Source organism: Citrobacter sp. JUb117, assembly GCF_024809055.1.
Classification (GTDB): domain Bacteria; phylum Pseudomonadota; class Gammaproteobacteria; order Enterobacterales; family Enterobacteriaceae; genus Citrobacter; species Citrobacter gillenii.
On record NZ_JANUFB010000004.1, the window covers coordinates 297,303 to 320,215 of the forward strand.

Annotated in this window: 22 protein-coding genes and 2 pseudogenes; 11 read left to right on the top strand and 13 right to left on the bottom strand. The window is 47.9% G+C overall.

Annotated elements, in window-relative coordinates; all coding sequences use genetic code 11:
* Window positions 1-116: 116 nt before the first annotated feature.
* The 3 genes from M2374_RS11365 to M2374_RS11375 are packed head-to-tail and all read left to right on the top strand — an operon-like array spanning window position 117 to window position 1,622.
* Window positions 117-791: a hypothetical protein gene (locus M2374_RS11365; protein ID WP_137362065.1), complete on the top strand. Its 675-nt coding sequence runs from the start codon at window positions 117-119 to the stop codon at window positions 789-791.
* Window position 792: 1 nt separating this feature from the next.
* Window positions 793-1,140: a hypothetical protein gene (locus M2374_RS11370; RefSeq protein ID WP_181688499.1), complete on the top strand. Its 348-nt coding sequence runs from the start codon at window positions 793-795 to the stop codon at window positions 1,138-1,140.
* A gap of 2 nt (window positions 1,141-1,142) precedes the next feature.
* Complete coding sequence (locus M2374_RS11375; RefSeq protein WP_181688500.1) at window positions 1,143-1,622, top strand: type VI secretion system tube protein TssD; 480 nt, start codon at window positions 1,143-1,145, stop codon at window positions 1,620-1,622.
* Between the two features lie 138 nt (window positions 1,623-1,760).
* Here the strand turns inward: M2374_RS11375 and M2374_RS11380 are convergent, their stop codons facing one another.
* From M2374_RS11380 to M2374_RS11390, 3 genes and pseudogenes are all read right to left on the bottom strand, one after another.
* Entirely contained in the window at window positions 1,761-2,093 is a 333-nt protein-coding gene (locus M2374_RS11380; protein WP_137362062.1) for a DUF1493 family protein, read from the bottom strand.
* Entirely contained in the window at window positions 2,087-2,542 is a 456-nt protein-coding gene (locus tag M2374_RS11385; RefSeq protein WP_137362061.1) for an STM2901 family protein, read from the bottom strand. Before M2374_RS11385 ends, M2374_RS11380 begins: the two co-directional genes overlap by 7 nt.
* A 308-nt stretch (window positions 2,543-2,850) precedes the next feature.
* Window positions 2,851-3,935 (bottom strand): annotated as a pseudogene (locus M2374_RS11390) (IS3 family transposase).
* 71 nt (window positions 3,936-4,006) lie between these two features.
* On the opposite strand from M2374_RS11390, the pseudogene M2374_RS11395 reads away from it, so the two are divergent.
* A pseudogene (locus tag M2374_RS11395) lies at window positions 4,007-4,135 on the top strand (IS3 family transposase); the annotation flags it as partial.
* A gap of 96 nt (window positions 4,136-4,231) precedes the next feature.
* On the opposite strand, the gene M2374_RS11400 reads toward M2374_RS11395, so the two are convergent.
* From M2374_RS11400 to M2374_RS11415, 4 genes are read right to left on the bottom strand one after another with little or no spacing between them, the layout of a single operon-like run.
* Window positions 4,232-4,927 carry an oligogalacturonate-specific porin KdgM family protein gene (locus M2374_RS11400; RefSeq protein ID WP_153880224.1) on the bottom strand — a complete coding sequence of 232 codons (696 nt, stop codon included), beginning with the start codon at window positions 4,925-4,927 and terminating at the stop codon, window positions 4,232-4,234.
* A 53-nt stretch (window positions 4,928-4,980) separates the two neighbouring features.
* On the bottom strand, window positions 4,981-6,129 hold the full coding sequence (locus M2374_RS11405; protein WP_153880225.1) for a glycoside hydrolase family 88 protein: 1,149 nt from the start codon (window positions 6,127-6,129) through the stop codon (window positions 4,981-4,983).
* Between the two features lie 20 nt (window positions 6,130-6,149).
* On the bottom strand, window positions 6,150-7,403 hold the full coding sequence (locus M2374_RS11410) for an oligosaccharide MFS transporter (RefSeq protein WP_249418291.1): 1,254 nt from the start codon (window positions 7,401-7,403) through the stop codon (window positions 6,150-6,152).
* Between the two features lie 21 nt (window positions 7,404-7,424).
* Window positions 7,425-9,272, bottom strand: coding sequence for a DUF2264 domain-containing protein (locus M2374_RS11415; RefSeq protein WP_181688502.1), 1,848 nt, complete (start codon window positions 9,270-9,272; stop codon window positions 7,425-7,427).
* Window positions 9,273-9,462: 190 nt separating this feature from the next.
* Here M2374_RS11415 and M2374_RS11420 point away from each other — a divergent pair, with 190 nt between their 5' ends.
* Entirely contained in the window at window positions 9,463-10,317 is an 855-nt protein-coding gene (locus tag M2374_RS11420) for an AraC family transcriptional regulator (RefSeq protein ID WP_259154861.1), read from the top strand.
* Between the two features lie 214 nt (window positions 10,318-10,531).
* On the opposite strand, the gene M2374_RS11425 is transcribed toward M2374_RS11420, so the two are convergent.
* The 5 genes from M2374_RS11425 to M2374_RS11445 form a co-directional block, all read right to left on the bottom strand.
* Entirely contained in the window at window positions 10,532-11,542 is a 1,011-nt protein-coding gene (locus M2374_RS11425; protein ID WP_135912637.1) for an Ldh family oxidoreductase, read from the bottom strand.
* An 11-nt stretch (window positions 11,543-11,553) separates the two neighbouring features.
* On the bottom strand, window positions 11,554-13,155 hold the full coding sequence (locus M2374_RS11430) for an APC family permease (protein ID WP_146717589.1): 1,602 nt from the start codon (window positions 13,153-13,155) through the stop codon (window positions 11,554-11,556).
* An 11-nt stretch (window positions 13,156-13,166) separates the two neighbouring features.
* The gene (locus M2374_RS11435; protein ID WP_181689145.1) at window positions 13,167-14,774 is read right to left on the bottom strand and encodes an aldehyde dehydrogenase (NADP(+)); all 1,608 of its coding nucleotides are present in this window, start codon (window positions 14,772-14,774) and stop codon (window positions 13,167-13,169) included.
* A gap of 14 nt (window positions 14,775-14,788) precedes the next feature.
* Entirely contained in the window at window positions 14,789-15,709 is a 921-nt protein-coding gene (locus M2374_RS11440) for a dihydrodipicolinate synthase family protein (RefSeq protein WP_135912639.1), read from the bottom strand.
* Window positions 15,710-15,847: 138 nt separating this feature from the next.
* Window positions 15,848-16,663, bottom strand: a complete 816-nt coding sequence (locus tag M2374_RS11445; RefSeq protein ID WP_181689146.1) for an AraC family transcriptional regulator — start codon at window positions 16,661-16,663, stop codon at window positions 15,848-15,850.
* 308 nt (window positions 16,664-16,971) lie between these two features.
* Here M2374_RS11445 and M2374_RS11450 point away from each other — a divergent pair, with 308 nt between their 5' ends.
* The 5 genes from M2374_RS11450 to M2374_RS11470 all read left to right on the top strand — a co-directional run bounded on the left by M2374_RS11450 (window position 16,972) and on the right by M2374_RS11470 (window position 20,733).
* Window positions 16,972-17,913 (top strand): 4-hydroxyproline epimerase, encoded by a 942-nt coding sequence (locus tag M2374_RS11450; RefSeq protein ID WP_181688504.1) that lies wholly within the window; start codon window positions 16,972-16,974, stop codon window positions 17,911-17,913.
* Window positions 17,910-19,013: an FAD-binding oxidoreductase gene (locus M2374_RS11455; protein WP_181688505.1), complete on the top strand. Its 1,104-nt coding sequence runs from the start codon at window positions 17,910-17,912 to the stop codon at window positions 19,011-19,013. The genes M2374_RS11450 and M2374_RS11455 overlap by 4 nt, the downstream gene beginning before the upstream one ends.
* Window positions 19,010-19,264, top strand: a complete 255-nt coding sequence (locus tag M2374_RS11460) for a (2Fe-2S)-binding protein (RefSeq protein ID WP_181688506.1) — start codon at window positions 19,010-19,012, stop codon at window positions 19,262-19,264. The genes M2374_RS11455 and M2374_RS11460 overlap by 4 nt, the downstream gene beginning before the upstream one ends.
* Entirely contained in the window at window positions 19,251-20,507 is a 1,257-nt protein-coding gene (locus M2374_RS11465) for an FAD/NAD(P)-binding oxidoreductase (protein WP_181688507.1), read from the top strand. Before M2374_RS11460 ends, M2374_RS11465 begins: the two co-directional genes overlap by 14 nt.
* Window positions 20,508-20,568: 61 nt before the next feature.
* Window positions 20,569-20,733, top strand: coding sequence for a hypothetical protein (locus M2374_RS11470; RefSeq protein ID WP_181218787.1), 165 nt, complete (start codon window positions 20,569-20,571; stop codon window positions 20,731-20,733).
* 265 nt (window positions 20,734-20,998) lie between these two features.
* Here M2374_RS11470 and M2374_RS11475 read toward each other — a convergent pair whose 3' ends face one another.
* On the bottom strand, window positions 20,999-21,949 hold the full coding sequence (locus M2374_RS11475) for a hypothetical protein (protein WP_181688508.1): 951 nt from the start codon (window positions 21,947-21,949) through the stop codon (window positions 20,999-21,001).
* A gap of 257 nt (window positions 21,950-22,206) precedes the next feature.
* On the opposite strand from M2374_RS11475, the gene M2374_RS11480 reads away from it, so the two are divergent.
* The gene (locus M2374_RS11480) at window positions 22,207-22,782 is read left to right on the top strand and encodes a phage polarity suppression protein (protein WP_181688509.1); all 576 of its coding nucleotides are present in this window, start codon (window positions 22,207-22,209) and stop codon (window positions 22,780-22,782) included.
* Window positions 22,783-22,913: the final 131 nt, after the last annotated feature.

Below are 22,913 nucleotides of genomic sequence, written 5' to 3' on the forward strand. Positions count from 1 at the left end.
ATCAATACTCATATATACCACTTGAGAAAGTGTTACTTAGGTCAAATATTTTACCACCGATTTCTGCTATTTACACACTCTCATTTTAAGCCATCTTAATTTATTAAAGGATTGCTATGGCTGATATAGAAGGTATTGCACGAAGGATCTATAACATTATCATTTCACCTGATACAGTCACAGGACTTATTAATGGTGGCTTATCTGTTCCTCTAGATTATGGGTATATGGTTTACGGTATTTTTGACACAGACAGCAGATTTAAACGAGAAACAGAACGTATTCGCATCATGACAGCCATAAAAAACGACATTCTCAATTATGAGAATATCGTCAATGCTGTTTCTCGCATTTTTCAGTTTTTTAACAACTTCTTATCCGAAAAGGCACAAGATAAAATATACAGAGTCGTTATTACATCTATAGCAGGAAGGGTTATTGCAAATACAATCGCCTCAAACATTGCTAAAGCCGTTATCGAAAAAACATCTTTCACTTATGTTGTCTTTAAGGGTAAAGGTAATCCGATAACACTGTTAAGCACCTTTCTTTTATTGGGAGGCATGACCGAACGTTCTATCAGGACATCGGATGACCTCAGTACAGATGCACCCGAGATATACGAATTATTAAGACCTCATGACTACGATCTTCTTTATTTTCTTTTCATTGATGCAGTACAACCTTTTGTTGATGCCATACATGCTGGATATACAGAAGGCAAGCCTGTTTTTATAAAAATAATTGATTTAGTGGGAGAGCACTTAAACAGTAAGGATAAGGACTGGTAAAATGAAAAAACTTATCACTCCAATAATAAATTTATTATTTTGTGGTTATATTTCCAGCTTATGTTTAATTTCTATTCTGGAGTTCAATTCATGGCAGGATAAAATTATTGCCATTATTATCATCGTTGGAAGCTCTTATATCATCGCCTTTATAGTCAATAGGTTCTTACCAATAAAGATACGCCTGTTGGATGGAGTACTTAAGCTATTATCTGGGCCATTGCTAGTCACAGGAGTCTTCGCCTGTTTCTCTTTTCTTGACCCCTGGCCCATAAAAATCATTGGAACGTTCATTTGGATTATCATCATGCTTTATTTCCCTTCTCATATAAATATAGATAAGGACTAATCATGTCAAACCCAGCCTATCTGTGGTTAACCGATGTAAATGGCTCCCCTATAATGGGAAGTTCACAAGTTGCTGGACGCATTGGTACTATTGAACTGAAAGCAGTCACTCATCACCTTTCTGTCCCTGTAGATGGTAATACTGGCAGACTGACAGGAACTCGTGTGCACGCGCCGATTACAATACAGAAGGAGTTTGATAAAACAACTCCTCTTTTGTATAAAGCGTTGAGCGAAGGCCAGACATTAAAGTCAGCCGCAATAAAAATGTATCAAATTCTTGAGATTGGTATTGAAAGTGAATACTTTAATATCATTTTAGAAAATGTAAAAGTGACTGGCATCACACCAAATTTATTCCCCGGCTCGGGAACAGGAACCCACAATGAAACTATTCAGCTAAGATATGAAGCTATTACCTGGAAGCACTGCGATGGGAATATCATTTATAAAGATGTCTGGAATCACAGAGTAATTATTTGACTGCCATTGAATATCTCACCAGCACATAAAGAATGTGCCGGTGATGAAAGCGTACATCCCGTGGACAAATGAGGCAATCCCTCTTTAATAAACAACGAGATAAACCTAATAACTTTTAGTAAACTGATACAGCCATTATTAACTGTATAACCATTTCCCAGCTCTTGCCGATGCAATCAACATCCCGATAGTGAAGTCAGGCACAGGAACAGGTCGTAACTTCTTGAAGGGATTCCATGAGAAAGGCTCAACAGGATAGTAAGTTTCAATCTTAAAATTCCCTCTGGCGACCTGAAATTCTTCAAAGAACTCATCCATTAGCTCTTCTGCTTCACTAACATCAAACTGCATGTCAGTGTCAAAATCACTGTCCATCGTTAGCAAGCTTTGCTTCTTTTCATTATTGAATAAATAAACACCGTTGTAGCGTCTTACCAGTGCAAAAACACGTTGCTCAATATCATCTACCATAACTTATCATTACCCCGCGCTATACGATTGTAATCGCGTATTGAGCAGTAAGTGATTATCGAAACATCAGCGAATAAAATCACCGCCCCTATTAGGGGAATCGTCCGACCTACGAATGTACTTATTTTCGTAACCATTCGTCGTTTTGCCGTCCAGGGAGTATAGCCGCCAACCCAGGTTGGTAATTTTATGCCAAAAGGAAATTTGGCAGTTTTAAAATACCTCCGCATTGCTTTAGAAATCCGTGACGTACCTTCCTTTGCCCCTTTAGGCTTGGCTCTCGTTTTCTGATTGTTAACGCCGCTGTAAAGTGCAACCATTGCTAACACATCAACCCCAAAGTGATCTGCTGTGGTTTCGCAGAAAATCATGAAAAACAATTCAGACGCGGTAAGGTTAGAGCGACCGGCATAAAAGTATGTTCCGTTGAGTTCCTTTACTGTGTCCATCAGTACCCCTTCTTCCCTCAATGATTAGCTTGCTTATCGTACTCCTGAGAAATCACGAAGAATAAGGATGACTACCATAAAAGTTCTATTTTCAGATAAAATAAAATTCATGTCGCTGGTAGTAAGATAACAGACGACAGTAATATAGTAATTAAGTGTAATATCTGGCAAGGAAGACATTCATAACAGTAATATAAATAAAAATACTGAGACAGTGTAATATGAATAAGCTTACCATTCCGATAATAAAGAAAATTCTTAGCAGTTATGTGGTAATCCCCCATTTTTAACGGAGGTGATAAGTAGAATCAGGTCTTGCGTTGAATATACTGCATCGGCGTGAAGCCATTCAGTGCCATATTCGGACGTTCGTGATTATAAAACCATTGCCACTGCATGGCATAGCCCTGCAATTCGTCCAGTGAGTTAAACAGGTGCTGGCCCAGCCAGTCATAACGCACCGTCCGGTTATATCGCTCAATATAGGCATTCTGTTGAGGTTTGCCGGGCTGAATAAAACGAAGCGTTATATTCAGCTGAGCGGCCCATTACATCAGTACTTTTCCGGTATATTCTGGCCCGTTATCGCATCGTATTGCTGCCGGTTTACCTTTCCATTCAATGAGTTGTTAGAGAGTCCTCACTACACGACTTGCTGGCAGGGAAAAATCCACTTCAATAGCCAGTGCTTCACGATTAAAGTCATCGATGACATTCAGTAAACGGATAGAGCGACCATCTGATAGCTGATCATGCATGAAGTCCATCGACCAGCATTCGTTGCGGCTTTCTGGCACCCTCAGCGGTTCAGGTTTATCCCGTTTCAGTCTTATTTTCGGCTTTATTCGCATGTTCAGCGATAGTTCGCAGTAAATCCGGTACACCCTTTTGTGGTTGAAGCGGAAGCCTTTTACGTTGCGCAGGTACAAAAAGCACAGGCCAAATCTCCAGTTGCGCTGACTGCCCGTAATGCGCAGTAGCCAGTCGGCAATGACCTCATTTTCCTCATTCAGCTGAGGCTGATAGCGATAGCAACTTTCGCTGACAACAAACAACTGGCAGGCAAAACTTATGCTGACATTCCGGCTCCTGACCGCATCCTGCGCCATCTGCTTTCGACGCGATGGCTTCACCACTTTTGCCATGGCTTCCTGAATGATTTCGGCTTAGAGGCGCTCTTCAGCATACATTTTTTGAGGCGGCGGTTTTCGTCTTCCAGCTCTTTCAGACGAGTCATCATGGAGGCATCCATCCCGCCAAAACGCGAACGCCACTTATAGAAACCGGCGTTGCTCATGCCATGTTCACGACACAGTTCAGCCACCGGTGTTCCGGCCTCGGCTTACTTCAGAATGGACATGATCTGGCTGTCAGTAAAACGTGATTTTTTCATAGAGATCTCCCCGGTTCAGATTACGAGAGATTTCTATTTATGAACACACCGGTTTTTCGGGGGGATTACCAACCCGGGCTCTCGCCCGGGCTGATTTCTTCGATTACATTGAAGTCGTCTACAGCCGGACCCGGCGCCACACTCATCTCAGCGGCGTCAGTCAGGAGTCCTTTGAACAGGCCTTGTCGTTAGGACAGTAAATGTCCACAGTCGTGTGGCCAGTCCAATATAAGAATGACCGGTTCGTAATTAAAACAAACAATAAAATAATTAATATAATGTAGGTATGACATCTATTAAAAATAGTATCGAATACCTAACCTGATACGAATTTGTTCAGCATGGTTTTTAGTATCCCGATCAAGCCATGATACCTGAATAAAAGGTCTCCATTGCTGAGTCATTTTCCATGTAAACTTATGATTCAATTCCCAGCTATGGTCTTTTTTGTTTTTCCTATTATAGTCGGCAGTGTTAATATACAAGTTTGGTTCAAACTCATATGCAAGAGTATCAGTAATTTTATAATTTGCAACTAAGATTAATTGGTGACTGTCATTATAATCCATTTCTCCATATAAGTTTAATGTCTCATAATTCATATGATTATATTTATACTTGGTAACCAACACCAAATCTTTGTTCGCTTTATAAGCAATGTGAAAATAGGGAGATGTAGTAGAACCTTCTTTTGTTGTATTGACAAGCCCACCAATAAAAAAAGTCGTAGACTCATTAATATTCCATATAGGGTACCAACCTTCAATCTCATCAAAACTATGCTTTAATTGATTCCAATTTTTTCCAGTATTAAATGCGGACTGGTAGAGCGCTCCCGCTCCATTATCGAAGTTATAGCCAACACCTAACTTTAACTGATGCTCTTCGGAGGCACTATTCCATGCCTCACGGATCTCTAAATATCCGCCACCAGCATATGCAGAACCAATTGAAAAAATAATTAAAGGAATGAAGATAATGTTTTTGAACATTGTAGGCTCGCATGCCCCGATACCGTTAAAGTATCGGGGTTTAATAATTAAAATTACCAATAATTAATATGGAAAGATTTCAGTCTTGAAAGCAACTCAATGAAAAAATAGTCACCCCATGTGCAATACTCATCAATCCCACGTTTTTTATTCATGTTATAAACAGAATGTTTCAGATACCCACTTGAGTTAAGCTCTCCATCAAAATAATTAACAAACAACTCATTTACTATCTTGAACGCTTCTTCTATGTAGTATTTTCTGCCTAAATCTGAATTGGGGATGTGGTTTGCCAATTCTAGCAATCCACAGGCAGCAATAACCGCAGCTGAGCTATCTTTATGAGTATCACTCTCTGTTAAAGACAAATCCCAATAGCATATGTTGTCTTCTGGAAGATGTTCAATAAAATAATTAGCAGCACGTTTGGATGATTCAAGGAATTTAGGGTTGCCTGTTGCTCTATAACTGAGTGCAAATCCATATATTGCCCATGCCTGTCCCCTTGCCCAGCATGAGCTATCAGAATACCCCTGATGTGTTGACCCCCTAACAGGTTCTCCCGTATGGATATCCATATAAAATGTATGAAAAGTTGAATTATCCTCTCTTAATAAATAGTTCATTGCTTGAATAGCATGATTGTATGCGTAATCAATATACTTTTTTTCACCTGTTTCATTGCCGGCCCAATAAAGCAATGGTAGATTCATTAAGCAATCAATGATCATTCTTCCTTGTTGAAGAGGGTCATTAAGGTCACCCCAGGCCTGAATAATATTTGCAACAGGAAGGTAGCGCTCAGAAAGAAGATGAGCAGCTCTCAGTGCAGTATCATATGCCAACCGATTACCAGTTATTTTCCAAGTATTTACACATGACAAAGAATAAAGAAATCCTAAATCATGAGTTTCAATATCATGTTTATTATCAAGACGAACAGAAAAACTTATAACTTGCTCTTCAAGTTGCTTTAAGAAAACATCATCGCCTGTTAGTCTCCAGGCAAGTGATGTCATGCCACTCCAAAAACCTGTGGTCCAGTCAGTATTTTTTGTTACAGGGTAGGCCCCTTGAATGCTACAGGCTTCAGGATAACCACCTTGGAATTTTTCCAGCTGAAATTTGATTTTTTCACATGACATACTAATGATATTATCGATGTCATGGCTGTTATCAAGTACTAATTGTTCTGAATTCATATCACATATCCAATATTATATTACATTTCAGCTGCTGCTTTATCCGTTTGAAGCCTATCAGTTTTATCTTGCTTTCCATTATTCAAAACAAATAACGATAGAATACTAAAGATCATAATTATTCCACCCATAATAAAGTAGGATTTGCTGAAACCAATTTTATCATACAGAGCTCCAATAGGAGCAGAGAAGAATATAGTACCTACATATATAAAGCATTGATATCCAATTAAATACATCGTCGAGTTAACTCGCCTATCAAAATTATCAGCAATATATTTAAATACAGCGATTAAAAGCATTGCATTCTCAAGACCGTAGAAAGGTTTAATAAACGCTATCATCAGAGGACTTGTAGCAAATCCTGAAATTACAAGACGACCGCCAATCAAAAGACCAGCTATAATCAACGTTTTATATGGTCCAATTCTATTAACTACCCAAGGAACAGTCAGCATAGATACAAATTCAACAATAGCTTGGACGGTACTTAGATAACCATAATAGGATGTCCCCTCTTTATTCCCCCCAAAAAAGGATACAAAATATCGTGGAAACTGCTGCTCAGCTATATGCATAACCCATACGATACCAGCAACATAGAAGCAGAATCGCCAGAAATTCCCTTGTTTCACCAAATCAATAACATCGGGAAAACTTATTTTTTTCTTAGGAACAACACAATTATCTACATTATCAGACTCAGGAATATTAATGCTAATTAATACCCCAAGCATGATAAGAGACACAATGCTACTTATTGTGAAATTAATAACAGGTGAAATATTAAACAAAATACCTGCAAATGAAGCTGTAACGGCGGCCCCGCACGAACCCCACATGCGAATACGGCCAAATTCAAATCCCTTAAGACGACCAAATCGGTCACAGTATGATTCTGAAACACCGACACCTGCATACCATGCAAGGCTAAGATACAAGGCCCCGACTACGATACCGATATAGAAGTTACTGATAAGCAGTGGATGATAGACATAAGTAAAAAATGGCATCAATAATGATGACATAATGGCAACAAAATACAGCAAGTGCTTTTTCATTCCAAGCTTATCTGTTATATATCCATAGACTGGTTTTAGCACTACTGAAAACGCCCCATTAACAGCAAAGACTGCTCCAATTTGGGCGCTTGTTAATATTGCATGTTGACCAAGCCATAGAGCGTACAAGCTAAAGCTCATAGTCCAAATTACAAAAAACAAAAACATAAACGTACTAATTTTAATATAATCAATACGATTATTGATTATCATAATAAACCCCATTAATGACAATTAAAATGAAAAAACATAAGTTTTATCAGTTGATTTTATACAAATGACACTTTCCTCGATAAAAATATTTGGGTTTTCTTTGTTGCTATCTAAACTACCGAGCCCTGCATTTACCATGCTCATAAGTACATGCTTTCCAGGGGAAATGTTATTTCTCAGTACAGGCACACCACTACTGCATGGATAAATAATATTACTCCCAGGTGGAGATATAACCATTTCAGTTTTACGATTCTGTTCTGGACTGATATCAACAATACTTGAGAACAGATTTTCCTCTTGGCAAATAACACATCCATTAATTTCATTAAATCTAGATTGGCTAAAGTCAGGTACTGGAACAGGAAATCCACCGTCCACACATTCTAGTGCGCGTTTGGTGTTGATGATATGAACTCTTGCATACCCTGACGTTAATGGGATCAACCATGTTTTTATATTTACATCAGGCCACGGGTACCATTCAGTATAAACACCATCCTGATTAATTTTTGTCTTTAATGATGTACGACGTCCGCGATAATATCCATCTCCCTCTGAGAGAAGCAATGAAGAATCACATGAGTTAAGCTCCAAGCTATAACGGCTTCTCTCCAAATTAAACCCGAGCAGTGATGAATAAGAGAATTTACAATATTTACTCTCGCTATTATTATAATTTTTAGCAGGGAACTGTCCCGCGTTTAATAAATAGTGGTGATTATTAATTAGATCATGATGTACAATTTGACCTGAGTGAGAAATACAATGAACTCCCTCCACCTGAGTTGGTAAAGGGTCCTCAGAGCAATGCCAAAATAAATGTTCATCAGGAAGCGCTAGTATTAAAAATATTTTACAACACCAATAAGATGAGCCTGGTGCATTGTAATCTTCTGCCAAAATCAAATTGCTGTAACTATAACCTACAGTTAATATGCCACGACTATCAAGAATTTGCTGCTCTCTCCACCATCTTAAATTTCTTAAGAATAACCCTTTGATTACGCTCATTGGTATACTATCAATTTCTGCAAATATAGCAGCACTCCAGAATGCAACTTGTGCGAATCGGTAGGTCATACTTCTGCCAAATGGGATTGCTGAGCCATCAGATCCAAACATATGGATAAAGTCTTTAGCAAATACACTGGCCCTTTCACGTAAAATTTGACAACGTTCAGGGTCGTACTGAACCATCATTTTAGAATAAAATAGCCCATAATAATGCAAAGCCATAGCATTATAATAGTCTCGTGGTCGAGAGATTCCATCGCTATACCAGCCATCACCAAGGTAATAACTATCTAGTATTTCAAAATGCAGTTCTATTGTTTTCTTTGAGTATTCCCTTCCCGTCAAGCACAATGCCATTTCAACAATGATTGGGAAAAATGACCAGTTATTTTTTGGAATTTCAACATCACGGATTTTATTTAGCCATTTGATAAGATTATCTATCTGACGTTGAGTTAAATGCTTTTTAAAATGTTCATCAGCCAAAGCCAACCCACAAGCTAAGGCTGCCATTTCAACGCTTCGCTGATCGAAGTCAGATAGATCCCCCCAATAATTGACATGTTCTGGATCAGTACCTTCAGAAATACATATAAAAATTTCAGACACTTTCAAATTATGCTTATTATTTCCTGAAATCGTAGGGAACACCCCCCACAAAAGGCGACAAAATGACTCCATATTCGCAGTTTTTTTTCCATATAATGGAGTGATGTCTCCAAGATTGATACCAGAACTAGTATCACTTTTTAGACTCCATGCTGAGTTAAATAGTGATTCAAACCATCTAAGAATATCATCTTTATTGGTTATACTTTCATTGTGATAATTTCTTTTTAATAAAAAACCCATTTTAATAACCCTTAACAATTGTGCTTTTCAGTCATTTCATGGCGTCAAAATAGTGAGTAGATGGTATGCCTACTGTGAGATGAATCACAACTCCAATAAAAATGAAATGGCATTTCTTTAAAAAATCATTTCTTTGCTTTAATTTCTATTTTTTTTACTTAAAATTATACTTTTATGACTCGAGCACACTATGACTAGTAGCCCACAACTTGATTTAATTGATTACGATGATTTACATACTGAATTCAGGCGAGTCAAAGGAACAAGTGTTGACTACTACCATTGGCATCAATGCATGGAATTTCTCTATATTGAATCAGGTTATGGTTTGGTTATAGTTGATAATCAAAGGTTTACACTTAAACCAGGAAGATTGTTTGTGTTCCCGCAGAATAAGTTGCATAAGGTGAAGGTTGATAGCATGGGTAATAATATTTATGCAAGAACCATAGTTCATGTTGATCCTGAGTCTATGAAGTCTTTTATCCAACCTTTTGAAAGTGCATATCAAACTTACATGTTATTTTGTTCTGAAGAATCAAAAGTATCAATATATGACTTAACAGAACATATGAGTTTAATGAGCCAATTGATAACATTATCATCCGCAAAATATAACAATGCTTCACGAACAAATGAACTGGTTAGCTTATATGTTTTGAATTTGCTCCATATTTTACCCACAGGTACATTTGTGAACGCTGGCGCCACTGGCCTTACATCGCCTAAGATAATGAATTATATAGAAAAAAATTTCTTACATAATATAAAGCTAAGAGAGATCGCTGATTATATTGGACTATCAAGTGGTTATACTTCCAGAGTTTTCAAGAATGAAACCGGGGGTACAATACAGGAATATTTAATAGTTAGAAGAATTAAGCACGCTTGTTTTTTACTTGAGGATACACAACTGACAGTGTCAGACATAGCCAAAATGTCAGGATTTAATCATGTTACTTACTTCATTAAATGTTTTAGCCAAGTGGTGGGAATAACACCATTGCGCTATAAAAAAAACAACACTATAAAACATAATAAATAGTATTTTTTTCAAAAATCATTCACAAATAAATAATGCAAACCATATAGTGATTTTACTCACTTAGTCCCGTGTCCACATTACGTGGGTAAGATTAATTTCCCTCTCTGCATAGATCCTGGCAAGGAGACATTCCGCGCAAAACACAGTATGAAAAAAAACACGTGACAAAAAACCTATAACAGGAGGGACATTATCCCGCCTGTTATAGCGATAATTATTTCACTAACGCAGATATATCCTTGAAAAGTGAATGGGCGATTTCCACACCGTCTCGAATTGTACGCGTACGGGAATGGTAGCGACGCTCACCCGGCAAACGCGCCCCTTGCCGCTGCATCCCGGCAAAGAGCATCTCGGCACGCGCCAGATGCCGCGGGGCGTCCGCCCCCAGGAAGCGGACCGGATCCAGGGCCAGGATCAGCTCACCACCATAGGGCAACCCGCCAGCGCCGTTATCCCACGCCAGTGATTCCGCACTGGTCATATCACCGATGAGCGGTCCGGCAAGCAGTTCCACCATCGCCGCCAGAGCTGACCCTTTATGCCCGCCAAACGTCAGCATCGCACCGTCGAGGATCGCCTGCGCGTCGGTGGTGGCCTGACCGTCACCATCGATACCCCACCCTTCCGGCACCGCTTTTCCTGCCCGTTGATGGAGCTGGATCTCACCCCGTGCCGCTGCACTGGTCGCCATATCAAAGATAAACGGTGGTTTTTCTTCACGCGGCCAGCCAAACGCTATCGGGTTAGTGCCAAAAAGTGGCTGCGTCCCGCCAGCAGGGGCAACCCACGCATGGCTGGGCGTCGTCGCCAGCGCCACCAGCCCAGCCTCCGTGAGCGGCTCAACATCGGCAAACAGCGCCGAAAAGTGGACGCAGCGGTTAATCGCCAGTGCTGCAATACCACTGTGGCGCGCCTTTTCCATCAACAGCGGAAGCGCGCGCTCGAACGCCAGCAGGGAAAATGCCCCACCGGCGTCCACCTTCACAATGGCCGGCGCGGTATCGGTGATAACCGGCTCGGCGTCGGGTGACACCTTCCCTTTACGTAGGGTCGCCACAATCCCCAGCAGCCGCCACAGACCATGTGAGGCACAACCATCACGCTCGCCGTGGGTAACGTTTTTCGCTACCACAGCGGCATGCGCTTCACTGAATCCGTTCCCGCGCAGCACCTTATATGCCAGCGCATAAGCCTCTGTTAACGAGAGGTTTACCATCTCCATGACCGACTCCTTTACTCTTCTTCATCACCGGTAAAGTTAGCCTGCGGCAGACAGGTTCGCTCGCCCCAGTAGTAAATCCCCAGCGACATCACCGCCACCACGACCGTATCCCACGGATGACCAATAACCCCTGTGCCGCCAAAACTGCCCAGCCAGGAGAAGAGCATAATCAGCGCGTAGAAGGCGATAAGCCACAGAGACGATTTCACCTGTTGTGCCAGACTCACGGTGTGCACCGGCACTTTTGACTTGCACAGCACATAGACGACAAACATCACAATCTGCAGCCCCAGCAGCCATGACAGCGTGCCCCAGCCGGACCAAAATACAATCAGCGCCGAAATCACAAACGACACCGGGCCGATGATCCCGAAGGCACGCACGCGGAATGGGCGCGGCAAATCCGGCGCATTACGACGCAGCCCCGCCGCCGTGACCGGAGCAATGGCGTAGCTCAGCACCAACGCCGCCGACACCACGCTAATCAACTGTTCCCATGACGGGAACGGCAATGTCCAGAAGATAGACAATGCGAAGGTCAGCCACAGCGCCGGACGCGGAATGCCAGACTCTTTATCAATGTGGGTAAACGCCTTAAAGAAGGTGCCCGCTTTGGCCCAGCCATAAATCACACGCGGCGTGGCGTTCATGTAGATATTGCCGGTACCACTTGGGGAGACAATCGCGTCGCACACCACCATAAACGCCAGCCAGCCCATACCGAGCGTAATGGCGATATCTCGGTACGGCAGCGAGAATTGCTTGCTGATCTCCGCCCAGCCACCACCCAGCATATCGGTCGGAATACTGCCAAGAAACGCCACCTGCAGCAGCACGTAAATAATCGTCGACAGCACCACAGATAAAATCAGCGCCACCGGAATGGTACGCTGCGGATTCTTTACTTCACTCGCCACCGAAATAATTGGCGTCAGCCCCAGGTAGGCAAAGATGATCCCACCGGCGCTAATCGCGGCCTCAACGCCCGACATGCCAAAAGGGGCAATGCCCTGAATGTGCAAGTTCTCCGGTTTGAAAAAGGTAAAGAGCGTCACAACCACCGCCAGCGGTACCAAAAACTTCAGAATACTGATGATGTTATTGGAGCGGGCAAACGTTTTTACACTGTAGTAATTCAGCGCGAAGAATAAACACAGCAGCAAAAACTGCACCACCCATCCCAGCAGCGTTGGGTCGCTCGAGCCAGGTTGAGTCAACATAGGGAACCAGGCTGCCGCATACTGCCGCGCGGCAACAATCTCAATGGAGATGAGGCTTGAGAACGCAATCAGCGTAATAAATCCAAGCAGGTATCCCATCAATTCACCGTGGGAAAAGACCGGATAACGGATAATCCCCCCGGCGCGAGGCAGCGCAGCGCCCAGTTCACAATAGACAATCCCCAACAGCAGAACGGCAATCCCGCCGATGACCCACGAGGCAATACCCGCAGGTCCGGCAATGGATGCGACATGGCTTGCGGCAAACAGCCAGCCGGAACCGAAGATGGCCCCGAGCCCAATAAACGTCAGGTCGGTTAGCGTAAGCTGCTTTTTAAATTTCCCCACCTCGACAACGCGGGACTGTGTTTGGTGCGTAGAGTGAATCGTCATGGTCATGCCCTTCAGTCAACAGAGGGGGAAATGGCTTCCCGGGTCCACTGCCCGTTAATCAGGCGCAGCAGGTTCAGAGGGTTGTCATCCTGGACAGCAGGCGGAAGCAGCGCGGCAGGCACATTTTGCAGGCATACCGGACGTAAAAAACGATCGATAGATTGGGTTCCTACCGAGGTACCACGAGCGTCGGTAGTGGCAGGCCACGGGCCGCCGTGCACCATGGCATCACAGACCTCGACACCGGTCGGATAACCGTTAAACAAAACGCGTCCCGCTTTTTCACTGAGGGCTGGCAGCAGGTGCTGCGCCAGCGGCCCATCATCAGATTCAGCGTGAACCGTTACCGTCAGCTGGCCCGGAATGGCGCGCAGAATGGACTGCAATTCCCCCTCATCAGCCACCTCGACCAACACCGCCAGCGGGCCAAACACCTCATGCTGCAGAAGTGGATCCTGTGCCAGCAGCAGCGAAGCCGGTGCCTGATACAGCCGGGCCTGCGCGCGACCGATAACCCTTTCGTCCGATCCTGCCAGACGCTGAATATTCGGATGCGCCTCAAACGCGCTGACCCCTTCTTCGTAATGGGCAAGCGTCGGGGCATTCAGCATGACCTGTGCCGGCACCTGGTCCACCGCGTCTTTCAGTGCCTGGGTGAAGCGGGAAATGCCCTCGCCGCGCAAGGCAAGGATCAGCCCCGGCTTGGTACAAAACTGGCCACATCCCAGGGTGAAAGAGGACACCAGCTCATGTGCCAGCGTTTCTGCCCGGGCAGCGACGGCCTGCGGCAGAATAATCAGCGGGTTAATGGCAGACATTTCCGCAAAGACGGGGATCGGCTGTGGACGCTGCTGCGCCAGTTGCCAGAGCGCCTTGCCACCGCGCAGCGAACCGGTAAACCCCACCGCCTGAATCGCCGGATGGCGAACCAGCTCCGCGCCAATATCGGTGCCGAAAATCATGTTAAAAACACCCGCAGGCAGGCCAGAGGCCGCGACCGCACGCACTATCGCCTGGGCAGTCAACTCCGCCGTCGCCATATGCCCAGGATGGGCTTTCACCACCACCGGGCAACCGGCGGCCAGCGCGGAGGCGGTATCGCCCCCCGCTGTAGAGAAGGCCAGCGGGAAATTGCTGGCACCGAACACCGCCACCGGGCCAAGCGCGGTCAGATACTGACGCAGGTCCGGGCGCGACAGAGGCTGACGCTCAGGGAGTGCGGTATCAATGCGTACGCCAAATGCATCGCCCCGACGCAGCACCCCGGCAAACAGACGCAGCTGATTGCTGGTACGCGAGCGCTCTCCCTGTAACCGTGGCAGCGGCAGCGCCGTCTCCTGATGGGCAATCGTGAAAAAGTCCTCACCGAGCAGATCCAGCTCGTTGGCAAGCGTGTCGAGAAAGTGGGCACGCACATCGGGCGATGTCTGTGAATAGACCGGGAATGCCTGCTCAGCCGCCACCGCGGCGGCGGCGGCCTCCTCGCGGGAGGCCGGGTAAAAATGGTATCCGGTCAGTTCGCCATCAGCGGCGCGCAGGCTCGGCAGTGTCGCCTCACCGCTTGCCACGCGGCGACCGGCAATAAACTGCTGCCCCGATACAGAGAGAGGTAATGTCATCATCGCTCCTTTACTTAAAGGCCGACATCCGGCAGCTGTGGTCGGGTCGCCAGCGCCTTCTCAACAATCGCCACCACTTGCGCACGGGTATCCCCTTCCAGTGCCAGACGCGGTGGGCGGGTAATGGCGCTGCCGCGCCCCAGCAATTCTTCACAGAGCTTGATGCACTGCACCAGATCCGGACGCGCATCCAGATGCAGCAGCGGCATAAACCAGCGGTAGAGCGCCATCGCTTCCTCATAACGCTGCTGTTTTGCCAGGCGGAACAATGTCTCTCCTTCACGCGGGAAGGCGTTTGACATCCCGGAGATCCAACCTTCTGCCCCAACGGCGATGCTCTCTACCACCACATCATCCAGCCCGGCGAACAGCACAAAGCGGTCGCCAACGGAATTACGCAGGTCGATAAAACGGCGGGTATCGCCGGAGGAGTCTTTGAAGCAGACGATGTTGTCGCAGTCGGCGAGCGTGGCCAGAATGTCCGGCGTCACGTCGTTTTTGTAAATCGGCGGGTTGTTGTACACCATGATCGGCAGGTCGGTAGCCATAGCCACACTGCGGAAGTGGGCCGCCGTTTCATGTGGTTTTGAGGAATACACCAGCGCAGGCATCACCATAATGCCGTCAACGCCTACGTGCTCAGCCTCTTTCGCCATCTTTTGTGCAAACGCGGTGGTGAATTCGGCCACCCCCGCAATGACCGGGATCTGACCGCCCGCAGCGTCTTTCGCCACTTCGATGATCTGCAGCTTTTCCTGCGTGGTCAGAGAGGTGTTCTCCCCCACGCTGCCGCACACCACCAGGCCAGAAACACCATCCTTGACCAGGTTTTTCATTACCGTGTGGGTGGCATCCAAATCCAGGGAATAATCGCTGCGAAACTGGGTGCTGACTGCCGGGAATACACCGCTCCAGTGAATGGCTTTCTTGCTCATGTTCGGTTCCTTGTCGTCAATTTGTTAATTTAAAGTGAATGAATGGTGAATATTCACTGACAGATTGACGTTTCAGGCGACCGACTGCTTGGTGGTTTTCTTCCTCTTTGATGACGAAATTAGCACAGTGCGCGTGTTTTACCCGGCGAGCGTGAGGCGGAAATCACGCGGTGTAGAGCCCGTCATCGCCTTAAACTGGCGGCTAAACGCGCTGTGATCGGTATAACCACACTGCAACGCAATATCAGTAATCGGCGTATCGCCCGCCAGCAGTTCGGTGGCTTTTTCCAGTCGAACTTTGTGGATCATCTGGCGCGGTGTGAGATGAAAAATACGCTTGCAGTAGCGTTCAATTTGCGCGACCGACATGCCACTCAGGGCGGTTAGCTCTTCCATCGCAATGGGCCGGTGGTAATGGTTGCGGATATGATCATCGACAATCGCCAGCCGCTGCCACGCCGGGTGACGCGCCTGCGCTTCCTGCAGATCGTGTGAAATTCCCGCCATACCGATGACCTGGCCCTGCGTATCCCGCAACGCCAGTTTCTGGGTCAAACACCAGCCACGTTCACGACCGTTGTAGAAATGCATTTCCAGCTGATCGCGCAGCGTTACCCCTTCGCGCAGCACCCGCATATCCTGCTCGGTATAGCCCAGCCCAAGCGCCGAAGGGAAAACATCGGCAGAGGTTTTGCCCAGCAGAGAGACCACTGTCTTAAACCCGCAGCGACGTGCCAGGGTCATATTGACCATCAAATAGCGGGCCTGCACATCTTTGATAAAAAAAACCACATTCGGAATGGCATTAAGCAGTGGCGCAATCAATGCCATCGCATGGAGCAACGTCTGGATATTGTCCGGACGCTGGCGCGCCAGCCCTTCACATATCTGGCTAAGTTCAGCCACTTCCAGCACCGGCGACGGGGCCCGCACATCATCAATCACACAGGACATCATGCTTCCTCCCGATTAGTGACCTGAATATTTATTAACTTTTTGTTAACTGAGCAAGTGTCCTTACCGCGTTTTGCGATCCTGCCGTAGGTTTATAATTTCCCCTTTTCCAACCACTGGCGCGGTTGCCTTTTTTGGTTTACCACACCACTAACCAGATGATTAATAAAAAATAAATATGACAAAGCCCTAACAATGATGCCGGCCATTATGCTGATTTCGTCATTTGGCGTGACGAAAGCGATCAAGCAGGAACGCAAGGCTTGCGTCAGCATTTAGCAACAAAGTATTAACCTTCCGGAGATCCTATGACAGCGCAGTACAGTGAACTGAGAGTGATTGATTCCCACACCGGCGGTGAGCCTACTCGCCTGGTCATCGACGGTTTTCCGGATCTGGGTACGGGGAACATGGCCGAGCGTCGGGCGCGTTTTTCCCGCGACTACGACGACTGGCGTAAAGCCATTATTCTTGAGCCACGCGGTAACGACGTCCTGGTCGGCGCATTGCTCTGTGAACCTGTTTCGTCACAGGCCACGGCGGGGGTCATCTTCTTTAACAACTGCGGCTTTCTGAACATGTGCGGCCACGGCACTATCGGGCTTATTGCCTCGCTGGCATGGCTTGGCCGCATTCAACCCGGTAAACATCTGATTGAAACGCCGGTGGGCGATGTGACCGCCACGCTGCACGAAGATGGCAGTGTCTCGGTCGAAAACGTTCCGGCATACCGCTGGCGTAAGCAGGTACAAGTTGAAACCGTTCACGGTACGGTAACGGGTGACATCGCCTGGGGCGGCAACTGGTTCTTCCTCGTCAACGATCATCCGTTCGCGGTCACGCCGGACAAGATCCCTGAATTGACGGCATACGCATGGGCAATCCGTGAAGGGTTAGATCGTGCAGGCATCCGTGGCGAACATGAGGGCATTATCGATCATATCGAACTGTTTGCGGAGGATGATCACGCGGACAGCCGTAACTTTGTTCTCTGTCCAGGTAAAGCATGGGATCGCTCACCCTGCGGCACCGGCACCAGCGCCAAACTGGCCTGCCTGGCAGAGGACGGTAAACTCAAATCCGGAGAGTCCTGGCGGCAGGCAAGCATCATCGGCAGTGAATTTACGGCGCATTTCGTGCCGCATGGCGACAAGATCGTCCCGACGATCCGCGGAGAAGCATGGGTCTGCGGTGATAACCGGCTGATCCTCAATCCTGACGATCCGTTCTGCTGGGGGATCGTGCTGTGACCGAAAGTGACGTTGTTGTCATCGGTGCCGGGATTATCGGTGCCGCCTGCGCCTGGCAGTTGGCCGCTCGCGGGCAGCGCGTCACGCTGGTCGATGACGGCAACCCAGGTGCGACGGCGGCAGGCATGGGCCACCTGGTGTGCATGGATGACGATCCTGCGGAGCTCGCCCTCTCCGCCAGGTCTCTGGCGAGCTGGCGCAAACTGACGCCCCGGATGCCGGAAAGCTGCGCCTGGCGCGGATGCGGCACGCTGTGGCTGGCAGAAACGCCGCAAGAGCTTGCGCTGGCAGAAGAAAAGAAACAACGGATGGCACAGTACCAGGTTGTTAGCGAAATGCAGACCCGCGATCAGCTTGCCGCACGCGAACCGCTGCTCACCGCCGGGCTCACCGGCGGGCTGTGGGTCCCAGACGACGGGATAGTTTACGCCCCAAACGTCGCCCGCTGGTTCATTGACGATGCCGATTTAACCCATCTTCGTGATAGCGCCCTCTCTGTTGATGCCCCCTACGTCACCCTACGCAGCGGCAAACGACTGCGCGCACGCGCCATCGTCATCGCCAATGGTCTGGGGGCCAACACGCTGTTGGATGAACACTGGCTCAGGGCAAAAAAAGGCCAGTTGGCGATCACCGACCGTTACGGCCCCTTGCTCAGCCACCAACTGGTAGAGTTGGGATACGGTGCCAGCGCCCATGCAGGCGGCACCTCTGTGGCATTTAACATTCAGCCGCGCCCCACCGGACAGCTGCTGATTGGCTCCTCCCGCCAGTTCGATAACACCGACCGCGAGGTTGATCTCCCCTTGCTGGCACAGATGCTGGCGCGAGCGCACCATTTTTTACCGTCTCTGGAGACGCTTAATATCATCCGCTGCTGGAGCGGTTTTCGGGCAGCATCCGCTGACGGCAACCCGATGATTGGCCCACACCCCACGCGTCCGGGTATATGGCTGGCGCTGGGGCATGAAGGTCTGGGCGTCACGACCGCACCGGCAACCGCCGAGTTACTCTGCGCCCAGATCCTGGGTGAACGCCCGGCGATATCTCCGGATGCCTGGCTCCCCGCACGCCTGCACAAGCAGGAGGCCATCGCATGACAACTCTGAACGTGATAATCGACGGCCAGACCTGTGAGGTTCCCGTCGGAATAAGTATTGCGGCAGCACTGGCCCTGATGGGCAACGGCGTGATCCGCAGTTCGGTCAGCGGCAAACTGCGCGCGCCCTTCTGCGGAATGGGTGTGTGTCAGGAGTGCCGCATCACGGTGAACGGGCGCCGGGTGCTGGCCTGTCAGACTGAATGCCAACCCGAAATGGTGATTGAAAGGAGCCATCATGCAAAACGTTGACTGTGAGATCCTGATCCTTGGCGCAGGGCCAGCCGGATTGTCGGCGGCACTGGCTGCCGCACGTTGTGGAAAATCGGTGGTGATCCTCGATGACAACCCGCGCCCCGGCGGGCAAATCTGGCGCGACGGGCCGCAGGTTTCGCTCCCCCGGCACGCCCGGCAGCTTCGTCAGGCGGTGGCGGAACACCCCCGCGTTACGCTGCTGAACGGTGCCCGGCTCATTGCCCGCCCCGCCCCACATTCCGTTGTCTTCGAAACCACAGACGACTGTGGCGAAATCCGCTGGCAGCGACTGATTTTATGCTGCGGTGCCAGAGAGCTCTCGCTGCCTTTTCCCGGCTGGACGCTACCCGGCGTGACGGGTGCCGGAGGCCTGCAAGCCCAGATAAAACACGGCCTGCAGCTCAAGGGGGAACGCGTGGTCATTGCAGGCAGCGGTCCACTTCTGCTGGCGGTCGCCAGTACGGTGAAACGCGCTGGCGGGAATATTGTGGCCATCATCGAACAAGCACCGATGACCGCACTGGCCCGTTTCGCGACAGGGCTTTGGCGTTGGCCGGAAAAATTGCGCCAGTTCGGCGAGCTCTTTCCGGCCCGCTATCACCCGGCAAGCCAGGTCATCCATGCGCAGGGGGATTCCTGTCTTCAGTCAGTGACCGTGCGTCACCAGGACAGAAACCGAGAGATCGTCTGCGACAGGCTGGCTATCGGCTACGGACTGGTACCGAATATTGAACCCGGCGCAATCTTTGGCTGCAAAACAGAAAATCAGGCGATTTGGGTCGATGCAGAGCAACGCACCAGTGTGCAAAATATCTATGCGGCAGGAGAATGCACAGGTTTTGGCGGCAGCGAGCTGGCGTTAGCCGAGGGAGAAATTGCCGGCTACGTCGCAGCAGATTGTCCACAAAAGGCCCAAACCGCCATAGCCGCGCGCGCGCGCTGGCAGCGTTTTGCCCAGGCACTGCATGCGACGTTTGCGCTGCCGGAGTCGCTCAAAGCCGCGACCACCGCAGAAACGCTGCTGTGTCGTTGTGAGGATATTCGTTGTGGCGACGTGCAAAATGCCGAAAGCTGGCAGGCGGCAAAGCTCGCCTCACGCTGTGGAATGGGTGCCTGTCAGGGAAAAGTCTGCGCCACCAGCGCCCGCTGGCTGTACGGATGGCCGCTACCGCAACCGCGCGAACCGCTCTCCCCCGCGCGAGTCGACACGCTTATCCATCTCGCAAAACCAGAGAGCTGATTTATTTGTTCCCGCGCTTTGCATTATGGCGATGCCGAGCGCATCCGTGGTGATGTAGGGTATGTGGTTAAAAGCCGCCGGATCCACCACTGGCGCCAACGTTGATGTATGGATACTGACAATGGCATCGCTGCGAAAAGTTGAAAAGCTGTCCGTACGCAAACAAAATCTGGTGCTGGAGTTTATCGCAGTGATTGCAGGCAAGACGCTGAGGGCACCTTTTTGATTGTCTACAACTACGGATACTCACCTTTAAGCATCAGATTCACCACATACCTTATCTTTTTATTTATTTATTAATTCAAATAGTTATATTAAAAATGATTTAACTCCAATCAGGCTAATCGCCGTCATCAACAAATAAAAAGACTGCCGCGATGATAACCGAGACAAGCACCCTTGCCGGGCAAGAGTACAGAGAATTAACGCGATAAGTAGTACACCAGAAACTGAAGGGGTGAGATCTTTTAATTGGGTCAATAGATTGAAATTCATTCCGTTGCCCCTTCCTTGCCAAAGCTAAATTCAATCCGTTGCCTAGCTGGATTGATACTCCCTCCCATGGCAAGCAAAGTTGTAACCAATTTCTCGATCGGTCCGTCAGTTAAGTCATTACCATTAAGGCTATATCTTTTATATTGGAATTTCTTATTAAGAACACCGCTAACCGCTTTTTCAATCAAGCCTTCATTATGAACCCTACTGAATGACAAACGTCCTGAATAGCCAGACTGAGCCAACGTCTGTAAAAGATAGCTAGCAAACCCGACAAAATAAGGTACAAACCACTCTCTGCGGAACAAAGCATCAAGTCGATTCACAGTGGGAAATAGATAACTGTCCAGCTCCGTGCAATCATAGTTCAGCTCAGCACCTTTAACTTCTAAATAGCCATACATACGTAGGCCAAACCAAGGGAAATAGAGATGGGGATTAATTCTTCGAATCTTACCTTCTGCCGACATCCTTTTCGCCAACAAAATAGGACACCGATCCGCTCTTTGTAATGCATTAGACCACGATACAGGAACATCCTCCCCCCAATACTCGTGATCGTAGAGATAACGATGAAGCAGGACGATATCATGTTGGTTGAGTTGCGAGAGGCGGTTACTCACTACCGCTTCTGTCAAAGTTCCGACTAACGCATTGAGTGCATAGAGTTCAGCTAATTCAGTATGAGGAATATTATCCCTGTGCAGCTGTAATGACTCTTGTATTTCTGCCAATTTAATCTTGGCTGCTTCATCTATCTTTTGGGTTTGTCGGGCATTCAAGTCACCCCAGTTTTTGAAATGGAAAAACCATGCAACCATTTCCTGCGCATGTCCAAGAGGAACACCACAATGATTTCTGAGAAAACGGGCATGTTTGCGAAGCTGTTCTTTCGCGGGAGGCGGGAGATCAATAAAATCATCATTGAATGCTAATTCTGAGAGCATATCATTTCCTTTATAAAATACTCTGCGGCCTGTAAACACAGAGCGGAAAAGAATGCTCTGATATAGCGATGTTTTTGATATGCGCGATGGCAAATTTGTCTACAGGCTGACCGGTCTGCGCGAACCTTGACCATACCCTAGGAAATTATACGTTCAGTGTCAATAGATTACTTTTCGCGCTGCTGGCAGTAAATCAAGGTGATGAAGCGATCAGGGTTCCACTACAGTGAATCGCCACTGATTCAGGAGAAAAGACAATGGCACGAGCACAACTGGAACAGGCTTTTGAAGCCTGTCAGAAGAATAAATCGGACTGGATGAGCAGCAAGTCAGCACTGGCGCGGGCTGAAATGGCGCTGAAAGAGCTGGAGCAGACCTGCACCCGTTATGAACCGGAGACAGCACAGGCGCTGCGTGATGATATTGACCTGAAAAAATGGGCAGTAAATCAGTCGGCCAGGCAGTACATCCGGTCGCATGAAGCCGTGCAGCGTATCAGTATCCGGCGTCAGCTCCACGCTTTTATGCAGGTAAGCGGCGACGCGCTGGCCGCCGCTCTGGCACCGGAATTAATGCATCTCTGCGAACAACCTGACATCGTCAGAGAACGGGCTCTCGACCGGGCGGCCGCCAGTGTTCGCGAAGCGCTGTCCGTTCATGTAACCCGCGGAGGAAATATTGATTACGCAGAGGATGATCGCGACATTCTGACAACCATCGGTTTCCGGCCTGACAGAGCATCGAGAGACGACAACCGGGCAAAATATACGCCTGAACAGAGTCAGATTTTCATGCGCCGACAGGCCGCGCAGACCCGCAAAAAATCCGCATAAAACGCCCCCGAAAATACCCGTCTTTTTAATAAAAATAGCCATGCATGGCTTTGCATGCAAAAACCTGAATTTTCCACACCCCGCCGCACCAGTACTGGCGCGGCCTGAGCCACTTCATGCACCTGCATTAA